Annotated in this window: 15 protein-coding genes, 1 tRNA gene and 1 other RNA gene; 9 read left to right on the forward strand and 8 right to left on the reverse strand. The window is 73.0% G+C overall.

Annotation, left to right across the window (positions count from 1 at the left end):
- Window positions 1-173 precede the first annotated feature (173 nt).
- The gene (gene upp / locus AC0693_RS23825) at window positions 174-809 is read left to right on the forward strand and encodes a uracil phosphoribosyltransferase (RefSeq protein WP_356403452.1); all 636 of its coding nucleotides are present in this window, start codon (window positions 174-176) and stop codon (window positions 807-809) included.
- Between the two features lie 101 nt (window positions 810-910).
- On the opposite strand, the gene AC0693_RS23830 is transcribed toward upp, so the two are convergent.
- Together AC0693_RS23830 and AC0693_RS23835 are read right to left on the reverse strand one after the other, a co-directional pair.
- Entirely contained in the window at window positions 911-1,573 is a 663-nt protein-coding gene (locus AC0693_RS23830) for a LytR C-terminal domain-containing protein (protein ID WP_468466905.1), read from the reverse strand.
- Window positions 1,574-1,710: 137 nt separating this feature from the next.
- Window positions 1,711-2,007: a type II toxin-antitoxin system VapB family antitoxin gene (locus AC0693_RS23835; protein WP_330331599.1), complete on the reverse strand. Its 297-nt coding sequence runs from the start codon at window positions 2,005-2,007 to the stop codon at window positions 1,711-1,713.
- 88 nt (window positions 2,008-2,095) lie between these two features.
- Between AC0693_RS23835 and AC0693_RS23840 the strand changes: the two genes are divergently transcribed.
- The gene (locus AC0693_RS23840; protein WP_478802803.1) at window positions 2,096-3,694 is read left to right on the forward strand and encodes a helicase HerA-like domain-containing protein; all 1,599 of its coding nucleotides are present in this window, start codon (window positions 2,096-2,098) and stop codon (window positions 3,692-3,694) included.
- A 106-nt stretch (window positions 3,695-3,800) separates the two neighbouring features.
- Window positions 3,801-4,736 carry a glucose-6-phosphate dehydrogenase assembly protein OpcA gene (gene opcA, locus AC0693_RS23845; RefSeq protein WP_356403460.1) on the forward strand — a complete coding sequence of 312 codons (936 nt, stop codon included), beginning with the start codon at window positions 3,801-3,803 and terminating at the stop codon, window positions 4,734-4,736.
- On the opposite strand, the gene AC0693_RS23850 is transcribed toward opcA, so the two are convergent.
- Window positions 4,685-5,191, reverse strand: a complete 507-nt coding sequence (locus AC0693_RS23850) for a cupin domain-containing protein (RefSeq protein WP_468466898.1) — start codon at window positions 5,189-5,191, stop codon at window positions 4,685-4,687. The genes opcA and AC0693_RS23850 overlap by 52 nt on opposite strands.
- A 73-nt stretch (window positions 5,192-5,264) precedes the next feature.
- Window positions 5,265-5,858, reverse strand: a complete 594-nt coding sequence (locus AC0693_RS23855) for an HhH-GPD-type base excision DNA repair protein (RefSeq protein ID WP_478802804.1) — start codon at window positions 5,856-5,858, stop codon at window positions 5,265-5,267.
- A gap of 151 nt (window positions 5,859-6,009) precedes the next feature.
- Here AC0693_RS23855 and AC0693_RS23860 point away from each other — a divergent pair, with 151 nt between their 5' ends.
- On the forward strand, window positions 6,010-6,822 hold the full coding sequence (locus AC0693_RS23860) for a VOC family protein (protein ID WP_478802805.1): 813 nt from the start codon (window positions 6,010-6,012) through the stop codon (window positions 6,820-6,822).
- Window positions 6,823-6,828: 6 nt separating this feature from the next.
- Here the strand turns inward: AC0693_RS23860 and AC0693_RS23865 are convergent, their stop codons facing one another.
- On the reverse strand, window positions 6,829-7,344 hold the full coding sequence (locus tag AC0693_RS23865) for an SRPBCC family protein (protein WP_468466892.1): 516 nt from the start codon (window positions 7,342-7,344) through the stop codon (window positions 6,829-6,831).
- Between the two features lie 550 nt (window positions 7,345-7,894).
- Here AC0693_RS23865 and AC0693_RS23870 point away from each other — a divergent pair.
- The 3 genes from AC0693_RS23870 to AC0693_RS23880 all read left to right on the forward strand — a co-directional run bounded on the left by AC0693_RS23870 (window position 7,895) and on the right by AC0693_RS23880 (window position 9,354).
- Window positions 7,895-8,098 (forward strand): cold-shock protein, encoded by a 204-nt coding sequence (locus tag AC0693_RS23870; protein WP_330331611.1) that lies wholly within the window; start codon window positions 7,895-7,897, stop codon window positions 8,096-8,098.
- Window positions 8,099-8,210: 112 nt separating this feature from the next.
- Complete coding sequence (locus AC0693_RS23875) at window positions 8,211-8,966, forward strand: DEAD/DEAH box helicase (protein ID WP_478802806.1); 756 nt, start codon at window positions 8,211-8,213, stop codon at window positions 8,964-8,966.
- Between the two features lie 94 nt (window positions 8,967-9,060).
- A complete protein-coding gene (locus tag AC0693_RS23880; RefSeq protein ID WP_356403474.1) occupies window positions 9,061-9,354 on the forward strand; it encodes an SCO5918 family protein in 294 nt (97 codons plus the stop codon).
- A gap of 85 nt (window positions 9,355-9,439) precedes the next feature.
- On the opposite strand, the gene AC0693_RS23885 is transcribed toward AC0693_RS23880, so the two are convergent.
- The 3 genes from AC0693_RS23885 to AC0693_RS23895 form a co-directional block, all read right to left on the reverse strand.
- The gene (locus AC0693_RS23885) at window positions 9,440-11,866 is read right to left on the reverse strand and encodes a helicase-associated domain-containing protein (RefSeq protein ID WP_478802807.1); all 2,427 of its coding nucleotides are present in this window, start codon (window positions 11,864-11,866) and stop codon (window positions 9,440-9,442) included.
- A 180-nt stretch (window positions 11,867-12,046) separates the two neighbouring features.
- Entirely contained in the window at window positions 12,047-13,792 is a 1,746-nt protein-coding gene (locus AC0693_RS23890) for a TnsA endonuclease N-terminal domain-containing protein (protein WP_478802808.1), read from the reverse strand.
- A gap of 134 nt (window positions 13,793-13,926) precedes the next feature.
- A tRNA-Ser gene (locus AC0693_RS23895) sits at window positions 13,927-14,014 on the reverse strand.
- 118 nt (window positions 14,015-14,132) lie between these two features.
- Here AC0693_RS23895 and ffs point away from each other — a divergent pair.
- Both ffs and AC0693_RS23905 read left to right on the forward strand, forming a co-directional pair.
- Window positions 14,133-14,231, forward strand: an RNA gene (gene ffs / locus AC0693_RS23900) — signal recognition particle sRNA small type.
- 166 nt (window positions 14,232-14,397) lie between these two features.
- On the forward strand, window positions 14,398-16,572 hold the full coding sequence (locus AC0693_RS23905) for a DNA polymerase III subunit gamma and tau (protein ID WP_478802809.1): 2,175 nt from the start codon (window positions 14,398-14,400) through the stop codon (window positions 16,570-16,572).
- Window positions 16,573-16,612 lie beyond the last annotated feature (40 nt).

Consider the following 16,612-nt stretch of genomic DNA (forward strand, 5'->3'; position numbering starts at 1 on the left):
GTCGCGAAGCAGACCCCCCGCCACTCACCTTCCCCCCGACCCCCGGGTTGATGCCAGGGCTCGGCGGCATTGTCCCGGCACAGTTCCGGCATTTCGGCAGGTCACACGAGCGACGGAACGGGCCGGGCGGCCGGGCGGGGTCCGGGGCCGGTCCGCCCGGTTACTGTGGAGTCATGCGGATTCATGTCGTCGACCACCCGCTGGTGGCGCACAAACTCACCACTCTGCGCGACGCGCGCACGGACTCCCCGACGTTCCGGCGGCTCGCCGACGAGCTGGTGACCCTGCTCGCCTACGAGGCGACCCGGGACGTCCGCACCGAGCAGAGCGACATCGTCACTCCGGTCGGCCCGACGACGGGCGTCAAGCTCTCCCACCCGCGCCCGCTGGTGGTGCCGATCCTGCGCGCCGGTCTCGGCATGCTCGACGGCATGGTGCGGCTGCTGCCCACCGCCGAGGTCGGGTTCCTGGGCATGGTCCGCAACGAGGAGACCCTGGAGGCCTCCACGTACGCGACGCGCATGCCCGAGGACCTCTCCGGGCGCCAGGTCTACGTCGTGGACCCGATGCTGGCCACCGGCGGCACGCTGGTCGTGGCGATCCAGGAGCTGATCAAGCGCGGCGCCGACGACGTCACCGCCGTGGTGCTGCTGGCCGCGCCCGAGGGCGTCGAGCTCATGGAGCGCGAGCTGGCGGGCGCGCCGGTGACCGTCGTGACGGCCGCCGTGGACGAGCGCCTCAACGAGCAGGGCTACATCGTGCCGGGGCTGGGCGACGCGGGCGACCGCATGTACGGCTCGGCGGAGTAACCGGCGAAGCGGCCGAGAACAGAACGGACCGCCCCCGAGCCGACGCGGCTTCGGGGGCGGTCCGGCGTTTCCGCGGCCGGGGCGGGGCCGGGGCGGCCCGGTCAGCAGGTTTTGGCGGCCGCGGGCCTGGGGTGGGCCAGGAGGGCCACCGTCTTGTCCGCGTCCTCCTTCTTGGTCAGCTCCGTGAAGGCGTCCCCGAGGATCAGGTCGATGTCCGCGCCCGCGCGGGTGTCGGTCTGCGGAGAGGCACCGGCCAGCTGCGCGCCGAGCACCGAGAAGGCGGCCTTGTCGGTCTTGGGCGAGCCGAGCAGTATCCCGGGGCCGGTGACCTTCTTGTCGAAGCCGGCGGGGGCGTTGCCGACGTTGGCGACGACGAACCCGCGTTTCTTCAGTTCCTCGCCGACGGCCTTGGCCAGGCCCGCGCGCGGGGTGGCGTTGTAGACGTTGACGGTGATCTGGCCGGGCTGCGGGAGCGCGGCGGCCGGTTTGCCCGCGGCGCCTCCCGCCGTGTCGGTCCTGGAGACGGGTTTCGCGCTCGCGGCGGCCTTCGCGCAATCCTTGGCCGCGGTCGTGCGCTTGCCGCCGTCGCCCCGGAAGACGCCGATGAGCTGCAGCCCCCCGTAGCCGAGCAGGGCGAGCGCGACGACCGCTCCGAGCACGGCGAACACGATCCGCCGGCGTCGCCGGGGACGGTGCATGCGGGGGTAGGCGGCTCCCGTGACGCGGTACTTTCCGCCCATGCCGGGGGGAGTGAGCATGCTCATGAGCGGCAGCGTAGTGCGGCCCCGTGGGGATGCCTACTCAATGATCTGTTCATAGGCCAAGGGAGACCCGAAAGGCGCAATCCAGGGGATACCCGACACCCGGTGCGGATGCCCGGACCCCTTCACGCGCCCGCGCGTCAGCCCATTTCGAGGACGCGGGCGTGCAGCACCTGGCGCTGCTGGAGCGCGGCGCGGACGGCGCGGTGCAGCCCGTCCTCCAGATAGAGGTCGCCCTGCCACTTCACGACGTGCGCGAAGAGGTCGCCGTAGAAGGTCGAGTCCTCGGCGAGCAGCGTTTCGAGGTCCAGCTGCCCCTTGGTGGTCACCAGCTGGTCCAGCCGGACCGGGCGCGGGGCGACGTCCGCCCACTGCCGGGTGGTTTCCCTGCCGTGGTCGGGGTACGGCCGCCCGCTTCCGATGCGCTTGAAGATCACACGGAAAGCCTACCGGTCAAGGGGCTGCGGGCGCAGCCTCGCCTTCGGGGTGCAAAAGTGGCGGATAGTGCTATTTCGGGAGTGATGCATGAGCGAGAGCAGCCACGAGAACGGCGACACGGCGGCCGGAGCCGCCGCCGACCGGATCGCCGCCGGGTACGCCTTCACCGGACCGGCACTCGACCTGGGGGCCCTGCTCTGGGACGGGAATTGCCTTCCGGACCACCAGATCCGCATCCCGCTGTCCATGCTCAACCGGCACGGGCTCGTCGCGGGCGCGACCGGCACCGGCAAGACCAAGACGCTCCAGCTGATCGCCGAGCAGCTCTCGGCGCACGGCGTGCCGGTCTTCCTCGCCGACATCAAGGGGGACGTCTCCGGCATCTCGGCGCCCGGTGCGCCGGGCGAGAAGGTGCGGGAGCGGGCCGAGGACGTCGGCCAGGACTGGCGGGCCACGGGCCACCCCGGCGAGTTCTACTCGCTCGGCGGCATCGGGCCCGGAATCCCGGTACGGGCGACCGTGACCAGTTTCGGGCCGGTGCTCATGTCGAAGGTGCTCCAGCTCAACCAGACCCAGGAGCAGTCGCTCGGCCTGATCTTCCACTACGCGGATGCCAAGGGCCTGGAACTCATCGACCTCAAGGACCTGCGGGCCACCGTCGCCTTCCTCGTCTCCGACCAGGGGAAGGCGGAGCTGAAGGGGATCGGCGGGCTCTCCACGGTCACCGCCGGGGTGATCCTGCGCGCGCTCACGGCGTTCGAACAGCAAGGGGCCGCGGAGTTCTTCGGGGAGCCGGAATTCGACACCGGCGAATTCCTCCGTACGGCGGCGGACGGGCGCGGCACCGTCTCTGTCCTGGAGCTGCCCGCGGTCCAGGACCGGCCGCAGCTCTTCTCCACCTTTCTGATGTGGCTGCTCGCGGACCTCTTCCACGACCTGCCGGAGGTCGGCGACCTGGAGCAGCCGAAGCTCGTCTTCTTCTTCGACGAGGCGCACCTCCTCTTCAACGGCGCGTCGAAGGCCTTCCTCGACTCCCTCACCCAGACCGTCCGGCTCATCCGTTCCAAGGGCGTGGGCATCTTCTTCGTGACGCAGACCCCGAAGGACGTGCCGGCCGACGTCCTCGCGCAGCTCGGCAACCGGGTGCAGCACGCGCTGCGCGCCTTCACCCCGGACGACGCGAAGGCGCTCAAGGCGACGGTCAGGACGTTCCCCACGTCGGAGTACGACCTGGAGGAACTGCTCACCGCACTGGGCACCGGCGAGGCCGTCGTCACCGTGCTCAGCGAGAAGGGCGCGCCGACGCCGGTGGCCGCGACCCGGCTGCGCGCCCCGCAGTCGCTGATGGGGCCGGTCGAACCGGCCGAGCTCGACCGGGCGGTGAAGGCCTCGCCGCTGTACGCGCGCTACGCCGAGCCCGTGGACCGCGAGTCGGCGTACGAGAAGATCAGCGCCGAGCAGGCGGCCGCGGAGGCCGCGGCGGAGGCGGCGGCCGCCCAGGCGCAGGCGGAGAAGGAGGTGAAGGAGGCCCGGAAGACGGCGGGCGGCGCCGCGAAGCCGGATCCCTCGCTGGCCGAACAGGTGGTGGGCAGCGGGCTGTTCCGCTCGCTGGCCCGCTCGATCGGGACCCAGCTGGGCCGGGAGATCTCCCGCTCGCTCTTCGGCACGGCGAAGCGGCGCCGCTGAGGGAGGTCCCGCCGGGGAGCGGACCCCGCCCGGACGTTCCGGGCCTCCAGGGGGAATCGAGCCATCCGGGTGACGTCCCCGTACCCGACGCTGAGAGACTCGTGGAATGCGGACCGAACTCACCGACACCACGTCCAGCCAGGTAAACCGGGCCCTGCTGGCGGCCCGGCGCGCCGTCGGCAGCCCGACCATGGGCCTCGTCCTGACCCTGGTGGTGGTCACCGACGAGGAGAACGCCTACGACGCCGTCCGCGCGGCCTCGGAGGCCTCGCGCGAGCACCCCTGCCGGATCATCGCCGTCATCAAGCGGACCGCGCGGGGCCCGCACAAGCTGCGCCAGACCCGGCTCGACGCCGAACTGCGGGTCGGCGGCTCGGACGCCGGCAGCGGCGAGGTCGTGCTGCTGCGGCTGCACGGCGAACTGACCGGCCACCCGGGCCCCGTGGTGCTGCCGCTGCTGGTGCCGGACGCGCCCGTGGTGGCCTGGTGGCCCGCCGACGCCCCGGCCGATCCGGCCCGGGACCCGCTGGGCGCCCTGGCCAAGCGCCGGATCACCGACGCCCAGTCGGCGCTGGACCCGGTCGCGGTGCTGGACGAGCGGGCCGCGGTGTACGCCCCGGGGGACACCGATCTCGCGTGGACCCGGCTGACCCCCTGGCGGGCCCTGCTGGCCGCCGCCCTGGACCAGAAGCCGCTCCCGGTGACCGGCGGGTCCGTCGAGAGCGAGGGCGACAACCCGAGCGCCGAGCTGCTGGCCCGGTGGCTGGAGGACCGGCTCGGGGTGCCCTTCACCCGGGTGACCACCGAGGGCCCGGTCATCACCCGGGTCCGGCTGGAGACCACGGGCGGCGAGATCCGGGTGGACCGGCCCAAGGGTGCGCTGGCCACGCTGGTGCTGCCGGGGAGTCCGGACCGTACCGTCGCGCTGAAGATCCGCAGCAACGCCGAGCTGATCGCGGAGGAGCTGCGCCGCCTGGACGCCGACGAGACCTACGGCTCGGCGCTGCGCCGGCGGCCGCTCCAGGCGGCGCTCTCGGCGTAGTGGTTGTCGTAGAGGGGTGAAGAGTCCTTGATGTCCTGGACGCTCGCCCCGCCCGCGTGGACCCGGCCGAGCAGCCGGTAGTAGTCGAAGCGCCCCATGCCGGGCGTGAAGCCGACGAGCACCTCGGCGGTGTGCCCGGCGGCGGGCGCGAAGGCGTGCTTGACGCCGGGCGGCACGGCGAGGAAGTCGCCCGCGCCGAGCGTGCGGACCTCGTCGTCGACGAGGACGTCGAGCTGCCCGGAGGTCACGAAGAAGAACTCGGTCGCCTTGGTGTGGAAGTGCACCGGAGCACCCGCCGCGCCCTCGTCGAAGACCGCGGTGTTGCAGGTCAGCGCGCCGCCGGTGGTGTCCGAGTCGGCGAGCAGGGTGATCAGGCTGCCGGGGGCGTCGGAGATGGTCTCGGCGGTGGCGGCTCGGGTGAGGTGCGGGGCGCTCTGCGCGGTCTCGGTGTTCATGTCCTCAATCTAGGCGCCCTGTTGACCGGGGTCAGGGGCCAATCCCGACCCTGATTTCCCGGTCAATTCCCGGTCAGTCGCTCTTCCCCCGGTCCGCCTTGGCCGCCGCCTTCTGCTCCTGCTTGTAGGCCCGTGCCTTCGCCAGTGACTCCGGCCCGGTGATGTCGGCGGCGGAGCGGTACACCCCGGTGTCGCCGTACCCGCCCGCAGCCTCCCGCCACCCCTTCGGCCGCACGCCGAGCCGCTTGCCCAGCAGGGCCAGGAAGATCCGGGCCTTCTGGTCGCCGAAGCCGGGCAGCGCGCGCAGGCGTTCGAGCAGCTCGGCGCCGGTGGTGACGCCGGTCCACACGGCGGCCGCGTCCCCGTCGTAGTGCTCCACCAGATACGCGCACAGCTGCTGCACCCGCTTCGCCATGGCCGCCGGATAGCGGTGCACGGCCGGTTTCTCCGACAGCAGGGCCGCGAAGGCGTCCGGGTCGTGGGCGGCGATCGCGTGCGCGTCCAGATCCTGCGATCCCAGCCGCCGGGCGATCGTCCAGGGGCCGGCGAACGCCCACTCCATCGGCACCTGCTGGTCCAGCAGCATGCCGACGAGCGCGGCCAGGGGGCTGCGCGCGAGCAGCGCGTCGGCGTCCGGCTGCTGGGCCAGCCGCATCGTGATGTCCATGCCCCCAGCGTCCCGCGTGCCCGCGCTCCGCGCGCGGGCGGCACGACGCGCACCTAGCGTGAGAGGCGAACGTGGCGGGTCACGCCTCGCGCGGCCCCCGCAGGCCCCGCATGCCCCACGGGCCGCCGTAACGACTCAGGAGCCGATGACCATGACCGATTTCCCGGAAGGCGCACCGTGCTGGGTGGACGCGATGTTCACCGACGTGGAGGGCGCCAAGGAGTTCTACGGCGCGGTGCTGGGCTGGACCTTCGGTGACTCGTCCAGCGAGTTCGGCAACTACACGCAGGCCTACGCCGACGGCAAGGCGGTGGCGGCCGTCGTCCCGCCGATGCCGGGGCAGGAGGGGACCTCGCAGTGGTGCCTGTACTTCGCCTCGCCCGACGCGGCCGCGACCGCCGGGAAGATCAAGGAGGCGGGTGGCGAGGTGCTGATGGAGCCGATGCAGGTCGGCAGTTTCGGCACCATGTCGCTCGCGAAGGAACCGAGCGGCGCGGTCTTCGGGATCTGGCAGCCGGGGGACCACAAGGGCTTCGAGAAGGTCGCGGAACCGGGCGCTTACTGCTGGGCGGAGCTCTTCACCCGGGACGCGCCCGCGGCGGACGCCTTCCTGCCGAAGGTCTTCCCCTACACCGCGCACCAGGTCGAGCTCGGCGACAGCCCTGAGGCCGCGGGCATGGACTTCAAGGTCTTCGCCCTGGGCGGCCCGGACAACCCGGTGCTGGGCCGGATGACCATGGGTTCCGAGTTCCCGCCGGAGATGCCCTCGTACGTACAGGTCTACTTCACCGTCCCGGACTGCGACGCGGCCCTGGCCCGGGCCACGGAACGCGGCGGGACGCTCCGCTTCGGACCGATGGACAGCCCCTTCGGCCGGTTCGCCGCCATCACGGACCCGCAGGGCGCCGCCCTCACCCTGATCGACGTCACGACGACCGTGGGCGAGATGCCGCAGCTGGGCTGAGGCCGCCTAGCCCGCCGACGGACCGGCTTCCAGTGCCGACTTGAGGTTGCGCAGCGTCGTACGGATGTTGCGCCGCTGGAAGTCGGCGAAGGTGTGGCCGCGCGTCGCGAGCCGGTCGAAGGCGTGCGCCACCGGGTCGGGCCACGAGCGCCGGTCGTCCGTCCAGGTCTCGGTCACCAGGGTCTCGTCCCCGGCCGCCTCGAAGCGGTACTCCCAGGTGGCGATGGGCCCCGGCAGCAGCGGCCGCCTGAGCCCGATGGCGTGTACCCGGAAGCGGAAGAGCCGGTCCGGTTCGGCCGCGGTGACCGTGCAGCGCGTGGTCCAGCGGAAGGGGCCGCGCTTGTTGTGGCCGTCGAAGGTCATGCCGGCGTACGCGCCCTCCCGGCGCTCCCCGCGCAGGGTCGCACCCAGGTTCTCCGGGCTCCAACTTCCCATCAGCGCCGGGTCGGAGACCTGCCGGTAGGCGGTGGCCGGGCTGACGCCGATGCGGATGCTGTCGGACACGCTGAAGGTGCGGGGCATGACACTCCGGTCTCTCATGTCTCTCGGCCGTCTCGCGACTGCCGCTCGGCGTCACGCTATCGCCGGAGCTACCGTTCGGTAACCCCGCGGGCGGGAGAAGCGCCCGCCGATGCCCGGCGGATGCGTGGCCTGCGCTTCTCCGGAGTGGCCCGAGAATATCTACGACGGCCGCGGCAGACTTTATCCGGCAATGGCCGGGGTGCGGCGTCCGCCCGTGGGGAGAGCGGCCGGACGAAGCCCTGTACGGGGGCGGGGAGCCGCGGTGGACTGGCGAAATATCTGCTTTCGCGGATACAGAAACTGTGTTCAAGGAGCCGACTGTGCGGGCGAATTCGAATAACCGGCGCACAGCGGTGCCACTCAAGGCCGTGGTACTGTCGATTCAGTTGCAGTTGTGGTTCCCAAAAAACGACAAGCGCTTCCGACCTGGTGTTCTACCGGCGGACGCGCTTTTTGTTTCCGGTGCTTTCCGGTACGGGGCAATCATCGCGGCGACGCGGGGCTCGCACAGTGCGGCCTCCGGAACTGCCCCGTTACAAGGAGATTTGACATGGCTACTGGCACCGTGAAGTGGTTCAACGCTGAAAAGGGCTTCGGCTTCATCGCTCAGGACGGCGGCGGCGCCGACGTCTTCGCCCACTACTCGAACATCGCTTCCCAGGGCTTCCGCGAGCTCCAGGAGGGTCAGAAGGTTTCGTTCGACGTGACGCAGGGCCCGAAGGGCCCGCAGGCGGAGAACATCGTCACCGCCTGATCGCCGAGGCGACTTCGCCGGGGCCCGCACCTTGGGTGCGGGCCCCGGTTCGTTTACCGGCCGCTTTCCGCTCTTCCGCTCTCCGCGACGTGTCGTACCAGGAGGGTTCTTCATGGACCGCACCACGGACACGAACAGCACGTTCACGGCGCTCGGTCTGCCCGCGCCCCTCGTGGCCGCGCTGATCGCGAACCGCATCACCCTTCCCTTCCCGGTGCAGACGGCCACGCTGCCGGCCTCGCTCGCGGGCCGGGACGTACTCGGCCGGGAACGCGCCGACTCGGGCAACTCCCTTGCCTTCGGCCTGTCGTTGCTGGCGCGCACCGCCGGGCACCGGGCCGAAGCACGACGGCCACTGGCCCTCGTACTGGCCCCCACGAGAGACCTCGCCGACCAACTCGCGTCCGAACTCGCGCCCTACGCGCGGTCGCTGGAGCTCCGGCTCGCCACCGCCGTCGGCGGCGCCTCCTCGCGCCGCCAGGCCGCCACGCTGCGCGAAGGCGTGGAGATCGTCATCGCCACCCCGCAGCGGATGAGCGACCTCGTGCAGCGCGGGGACTGCCAACTGGACGCCGTACGCGTCGTCGTGCTCGACGGAGCCGACCGCATGGCGGACCTCGGCCTGCTGCCGCGGGTCAACTCCCTGCTGGACGCGGTGGGTCCGGACGCGCAGCGGATGCTGTTCTCCGCCGCACTGGACCACGGGGTCGACGAGCTCGTACGCCGCTACTTGCGCGCCCCCGTGGAATACGCCCCGGCGCCCCTGCCCGGCGGCTCCCCGCCGGTCCACCCGGTCCGCGGCCCCGCCCCGGACGCGGACGCCGCCGCGGGCGCGGCCCACCGCCCGCCGACGGGCCGGGCCGCCTGAACCGCCGGCCGCACCGCACCACCCCCGCACCACCAGCACCACCCCTGGCCGGGAACGCCGGACAGGGTCGCTCCCGCCCCGAGGAGGTACCACCATGCGCCTTGTGATCGCCCGCTTCCCCTTCGACCTGAGCAAGAGCGAAGTGGAGGCATCCATGAAGGGCGTCGCACCGCAGCCGATCACCGTCGCCTCGGTCGCGTCGGTGACCATCGGCCGCCGGGTGTACCCGGTCAAGCAGGTCGGCCAGGTCATCACCCGCCAGGACCCGCGCGACTTCACCGCCAACGAGGTCGTCCGCGCGCTGACCCGGCTGGGCTTCACCTGCCAGCCCGCCCTCGCCCCGGAAGAGGCCGCTCCCCCGGCCGGCGACGGCATCAACCTCTGGTAGCCGTCTGCGACCCGTCAGGCGCGACGAAGGGCCCCGCTGCTCGCAGCGGGGCCCTTCGTCCGTGGGCCCCGGGCGCCCGGCCGGCCTACGCGGGCATGACGCCGTGGATGCGGGAGAGCGTGAAGACGCGTTCGGCTTCCCGCAGATGACACCAGGCTTCCAGGAAGGGCGGGTCGAGTTCCAGGCCGCTCAGGGTGCGTACGGTGCGACTTCCCGATGACGCGACGTAGTCGACCGTGAGGGCGGTGCCGGCGTCGATGGCGTGGGCGAGCTGGCGTACATCGCTGTACGACAGCTGCTTCGCGTATCCGGCGACGATTTCCTCGGTGTCCGTCCCGTAGGGGACTCCGCCGCGCAGGGGGGCGGGTTCCGGCGCGGTGGGCGGTGCGGCCAGCAGCCGGAGGGCGAGAGCCTCGGTGTCGGCGCCGCTCGGCGGCTTCGCCGTGGGGGCGGCAGCGCTTCGCACGCCGCGTCCGTCACCGGTCCGACGAGGGGCGGGCACCGGAGCGGTGGCCCGCAGGGGGCGGACCTTCTCGATCCGTACGGTTCCCCCGGCCGTCTCCGCCACGGGCGCGTAGCCCTCGGCACGGAGTGCGGCAAGGGTGGTGTCGAGCGGGCTGCCACTGACCAGAACGGTCGGCGCGAGCCGGCGCAGGCCGAGCCGGGAGAGCCCGCGGTGGGCGGCGAGTTCGGCGAGGAGCGCCGGCTCCTCGCCGTGGAGGACGCAGGCGGCCGGAGCGATGCGCACGCGTCCGTGGCCGCGTGCGGTGTCGGCGATGAGATAGGACAGCGGCTGGGGCAGCGGCCCGGCCGCGACGGAGGCCACGTCGGCTGCGATCTCCTGCGGGGTGCGGCCGGCGTCCAGGGCCCGTCGGATGCCGGCGGGACTGAACCGCCACACCGTGGCCGTGCCACTGGTCTCCCGGTCGGCGGTGGCGTCGAGGACCTCGGCGACCCGCGCGGCCGGTGTGCCGGCGACGACGGCGGTGAGGTCACCGCCGATCCGGGCGGTCTCGGCGGCCGGGGGCAGCAGTCGTCGGCAGGTGGCGGCCAGTCCTTCCGCGTCGTGGGCGAACAGGTGGACGCCCAGGGCCGACAGGGCGCCCCGGGCGATCACCCCGACGATCTCCGCTTCGCGGATCACCGTGGCGAACGGGGTGATGTCCGCGGGCGAGGTGTCGGCGAGCGGGCGGTGCCAGGCCACCACCGGCCCGAGATCGGCAGCGTCCTTCACACCCTGACCGGCCGGGAGCCGTGCCGCGGCGGCGACCAGCCCGTGGCGGGCCTCGCGGCAGCCGTCGCAGGGCGGTGCTCCCGCGAGGGCGGGCAGCGCCTTGTCGTTCTCGTCGCGCGCACGGGCGGCCGTGAGCGGCAGTTCGCGCCATGCCCGGAGCAGCGTGGCGAAACGCTCCGCGGGCTCCTGTTCCGCCCAGTCGTCGTACGCCCCGGTCGGTGCCACGCGGTCGCCGGCCGGTGCCAGCAGCCCTGCCCCGTAAGCGGCTTCCAGGGTGATGCGGACCACCGCGTCGTCGGCATGGGCGGCCTTGCCGATCCGGGCCAGCTCGCGCGCACCGATCCCACCGGACTTGAGCCGTGCGGGCGGAGCCGAGGAACAGACCGAGAGGACCGAGGCGGCCTGGGCCGACCACGCCGCCGCCGCGGCCGCGGACTCCCGCTCCACGTCGGCGGGGGTGACGGCCACCAGCCGAGGGACGGGCGGAAGCGGGGTGAAGGGGGCGCGCCACGCGGGGCCGCGCAACGCGAGCGCGACTTCGACGGGCATGAGCACAGGACCGTACCGGCTGTGGTCCTCGATCAGCAGGCCCCGGTCGAGTGCCCAACGCGCCCCCGGTTCGAGGGCGGGGTCGTAGATCCCGTACACGTCGGCCCGCCGCCGCTGCGGGGCGGGTCCTGCCCAGTCCGTCAGCAGCTCCCGGGTGACCGCGGGCGCTCGCGCCACCACGTCGACGATGACCGCGGGGTCGCTGTGGTGGGCGACGAGCGCCGCCATGCGCTGCTGCTTGGTGCCCGGCGTTCTGATGCCCAGTGCCGCCAGCAGGCAGTGCAGCTCGTCGGAGGTCGCGTCCGCCAGCAGCTCCGCCAGGGGCGCGTCCAGCCCGAGCGGCGCGTCCCACGCCTGCCGCAACGGCGCCGCGGCGTGGAGCCTTCCGTCGCGGTCCGGCCAGACCAGCGCGTGCCCGGCCAGGCCGTCCAGGACCGCTTCCAGTGCGAGGCCGGCCTCGCCTTCCGTCGCTCCCAGCAGCTTCGCCACGGCCTCGCGCGACGCGGTCGCCCCGAGCGCCGCCACGGCCTCGGCCACCTGCAGTTTGGGCAGGGTGAGCGAGGGCAGTGCCCGTGCGACCGACCCCGGCCGCTGAAGGCGGTCCGCCAGCTCCCCCAGGGAGCGGGGCTCCGGAGGGGCCGTGGTGTCGCTCCGTGCCGCGAGCACCCGTGCCAGGCGCGGGCCGTCGAGACCGCTCAGCCAGGCTGTCAGCGTTGATCCGGACGCCATGGAAACCTCTCCTCCGGCCAGGAACGGGCCGCGGCCGCACCTCGGCCGGTCCGGCACCGGGATCAAGGATGGCGCATCCGACGGGTGTGGACGTGAGGAACCGAGAAGGGTCCCCCCACCGGGGCACCGCGGATCGTCAGGCGTCACTCAACGCTCTGGTGAACGCCGGCCCGGGCCCCGTTACCCGGCAGCGCCGGAGGCAGGATCGCGCGCTCGAAGGCGATACGGGCGGGTGGACCACGACCAGCCGCGCTTCAGGATCAGGGCGGACATGGTCAGAGAATCCACCTCCAGGTCGCCCAGTGCCACACGTACCCCGGGCCATGTCAGTTCGCCGTGCGCCTCCAGTGCTGCGGTCAGCGCGCTGTCCACGCGCGGGTCGACGGGCCGGTTCTCAAGGAGGCTGAGCGTGCGGTTCCCGTCGGTGGCGATGAGCCCCCAGCCCCGGTCGCGGCAGAGGGTCCGGACCGCTCGGTACTTGGCGATGTTGACGGCCATCGCCATCTCGTAGAGGGGCTTCACCTCGATGAGGACGCACCGGCCGTCGACCGTGGCCACCAGCAGATCGGGGTAGTAGGTGCGCTGCCGCCCGGCGAACCGGTAGCTGATCGCAAGGGGCTGTTCCTGGTAGTACGCGACCTGAGGGGCGAAGCTGAGCAGCTGGATCACCCGTAGTTCCGTGTCCGACTCGTAGGCCACCTCCCGGCCGAGCTTCGGGCAGTGCCACATCCCGAAGTCCCCGCGGCCGCCCTTCTCCCGGAGCCCTTCCAGCTCTTCACGCGCAGGCGCCGGCTCCGCCCTCCCGAACCAGTTCACGTCGGTGGACAGGGCGTCCCAGCGCCGGGCGGCACGGTCGACGCGCCCCTGCCGCGCCACTTCGCGGCGAGCGGCCTCGTGGCGCAGCATGCGCACCGTGGCGGCCTCGGCGCCGAGATTGTCCGCGCGTACCTTGTCGGCTCCGGCCAGACGGGCCAGCAGGGGCACCGCTTGTCGCGGAGCCACCGAGGGGAGCAGCGCGTCGGCCAGGTCGAGCAGACGTTCCGCAGCCGGCGGCCCCGAGTCCGGTGGCACATGGTCCACGCAGCTCAGCTCGGCCAGCACCGCGCGGATCTTCCGGGCCGCCGGGCTGACGGTGCGGGCCATGCTGCGGATGGCTCGTGTCTGCAGCTGCCGAACCCGCTCTCGGGAGATTCCGAGGGCTTCGCCGGCCTTCTCCAGCGTGTGAGCCGGCTGGTCGTGCAGACCGAGGCGCCGCGAGAGGACATCCCGGTCCCGCTCCCTGACGATCTCGCCCACAGCGGCAGCGAGCAGCTCGCGCAGGACCAGCAGCACGTCCGCATCCCGCTCGGCAATGCGGTCCCAGTCGGCCGTCACGCCCACAGCACCTGGACACACGCATTCCAGCAGCCAATCGTCCAGCAGCAGTCGCGCTCCGGCCTGCCACAGCCGCCGGGCCGCCGCTCGTCGCACGTCCGAGGTCACAGCCGCCAGGGAGAGCACCACTGAGCGAGCGAGGAAGGCTTCGCGGCGTTCGGGACGAAGGACGTGACCGGTCGCCTGCTCCCAGTCGGCCAGAACCTCGGCAGCTTCTGCCGCACTCGGCGGGCCGGCAGGGGCGGGGGCGCTCGCATCCCGGTCCCGGGCTTGCCGCTCGCGCTGCTCGCGGAGCCGGCGCTCGGCCAACACGCTGTGCCACGGGTACGCGGGGTCGACGGTCAGCCGAGCCCTCAACCACGCCAGCGGCTCGTCGACGGCCGGTTGGACAACCATCCGGTCCAGGCGCGCACGGACGGCACCTTCCGTACGGCCGTGCCGCTCGGCAAGTGCTTGCAGAGAGACTCCCTCCCGCACACCGCCGACGAGCCGGGCGTCCTCTGCCTCGCTCCACGCCCGACCGCGTCTTGATTCGGATGCCTGCTCCTGCACTCGCTCCCCCCACGGCTGCGCGACTGTCCGGGCAGTATGCCCATCTGCACCGAAGACCGGAACGGAGACGGAGAACGAAGAAGGGCCCCGCTGCAAGCAGCGGGGCCCTTCGACGTATTGCCCGGTGAGAGCAATGGCGGAGGATACGAGATTCGAACTCGTGAGGGGTTGCCCCCAACACGCTTTCCAAGCGTGCGCCCTAGGCCACTAGGCGAATCCTCCGCGACGAACAATACAAGACGTTGGGGGGTGCTCGCGAACGTGATCGTCGGGCGGAGGTCCGGGCGGGGGTGGTGGGGGGTCCGGCTCGATTCCGGGGGCATCCATCCGCTAGGGTGGGGCCAGCCCCTCACGTGGCGCTATCTCACCGAACTCCCCCAGGGCCGGAAGGCAGCAAGGGTAAGTGGGCTCTGGCGGGTGCGTGGGGGGCGCTTTGCGTTCCGGGGCGGGTTCGCAGGGTTGGCCGTGCGAGTGGCGTCGGGCGCCGCGCGGAGGCCGGTGCGGGCGTACTGGCCGGTGCTGGGCCGACCGGCGGGCGGATGTTCCCCGGGTCCCGGCCGCTCGACTGCGTCGCGTTGTCGGCGGGCCCGGATAACCTCGTAAGTGTGTCGTCCCTTGCGTTGTACCGCCGCTATCGCCCCGAGTCGTTCGCCGAGGTCATCGGGCAGGAGCATGTCACTGCCCCGCTGATGCAGGCCCTGCGCAACAACCGGGTCAATCACGCGTACCTGTTCAGCGGGCCGCGGGGGTGCGGCAAGACCACCAGCGCCCGCATCCTGGCGCGCTGTCTGAACTGCGAGCAGGGCCCCACGCCCACGCCCTGCGGGGAGTGCCAGTCCTGCCGGGACCTCGCGCGCAACGGACCGGGGTCCATCGACGTCATCGAGATCGACGCCGCCTCCCACGGTGGTGTGGACGACGCCCGTGACCTGCGCGAAAAGGCGTTCTTCGGGCCCGCGTCGAGCCGGTACAAGATCTACATCATCGACGAGGCGCACATGGTCACCTCGGCGGGCTTCAACGCCCTGCTGAAGGTGGTCGAGGAGCCGCCGGAGCACCTCAAGTTCATCTTCGCGACCACCGAGCCCGAGAAGGTCATCGGGACGATCCGGTCGCGCACGCACCACTACCCCTTCCGGCTCGTGCCGCCCGGCACCCTGCGCGACTACCTCGGCGAGGTGTGCGGCCGCGAGGGCGCCACCGTCGAGGACGGGGTGCTGCCGCTGGTCGTGCGGGCCGGCGCCGGTTCGGTGCGTGACTCGATGTCCGTCATGGACCAGCTGCTCGCGGGCGCCGCGTCCGACGGTGTGACGTACGCCATGGCCACCTCCCTCCTCGGCTACACCGACGGCTCGCTGCTCGACTCCGTCGTCGACGCCTTCGCCGCCGGCGACGGCGCGGCCGCCTTCGAGGTCGTGGACCGGGTGGTCGAAGGGGGCAACGACCCGCGCCGGTTTGTCGCCGACCTGCTGGAGCGGCTGCGCGACCTGGTGATCCTGGCCGCCGTGCCCGACGCCGGCGAGAAGGGGCTCATCGACGCCCCGGCCGACGTGGTGGAGCGGATGCAGGCCCAGGCCTCCGTGTTCGGGGCCGCCGAGCTGAGCCGCGCCGCCGACCTCGTCAACACCGGGCTCACGGAGATGCGCGGGGCGACCTCGCCGCGGCTCCAGCTGGAGCTGATCTGCGCCCGGGTGCTGCTGCCCGCCGCCTTCGACGACGAGCGGTCCTTCCAGGCCCGGCTCGACCGGCTGGAGCGCGGCGGAGCGGCCGCTTTGGCCGCCGCCGGCATCGGCGCGGGCGTCGCCGGGCCGGTCCCGCTGCCCGCCTCGGTGCCCCCGCCCGCCCACGCCGCCCACGCTCCCGCGCCCGCCGCGGCCCCGGTCGCGCAGCCCGCGCCCGCCGCACCGTCCATGGGCTACGTCGCAGGGCCCGAGGCGCACGCCATGGCGCCCGCCCCCGCCTCCGCACCCCCCGCCGCCCAGACTCCCGCCGCGCCCCCCGCCGCGCCCCCGGCCCCCGCGCCCGGGGCCTGGCCGGGCGCCGCGCAGCCGGGGCGCGGGGCGTGGCCCAGCGCCGCCTCCCCGGGTTCCGCCTCCGCGGGCGCCGCGGCTCCGGCGCCCGCGGCCGCCGTACCGCCGCCCGCCCACGCCGCCCCGACCGGGCCCGCCGCCCCCGCCGCCTCCGGTCCCGCGATGGCCGCCGGGGCCGGGCAGGTCCAGGCGATGTGGCCCGGGGTCCTGGAGGCGGTCAAGAACAAGCGCCGCTTCACCTGGATCCTGCTCAGCCAGAACGCCCAGGTGGCCGGCTTCGACGGCGCCACCCTCCAGCTCGGCTTCCCCAACGCCGGAGCCCGCGACAACTTCGCCAGCAGCGGCAGCGAGGACGTCCTCAAGCAGGTCCTGTCCGAGCAGTTCCAGGTCAACTGGAAGATCGAGGCCGTGGTGGGCGGCGGCCAGCCCGCCCCCGTCTCCACCTCCTACGCGGCCCCGCCGCCGTCCTACGCGCCTCCGGCCCCGGCCCCCGCGTACCAGCCGTCGCAGCAGCCCCCGCCGCAGCAGTCCCCGGGCCCGGCGCAGCCGCCGCAGCAGCAGTCCCCGGGGCACCGCCAGCAACAGCCCCCGGCCGCGCCGCCGCCCGTACCGGCACGGGAGCCCGTACGCCCGGAGGACGACGTACCGGAAGAGGACGATCCGGACCTCGTGGACAGCGCGCTGACCGGCCACGAGCTGATCGTGCGCGAGCTGGGGGCCACCGTTGTGGAGGAATACACGAACGACTAGGGGGCCCGTCATCGGGTGGCCGCACGAAAGGCATCGGCGC

This window comes from Streptomyces sp. NPDC043876, assembly GCF_056435825.1.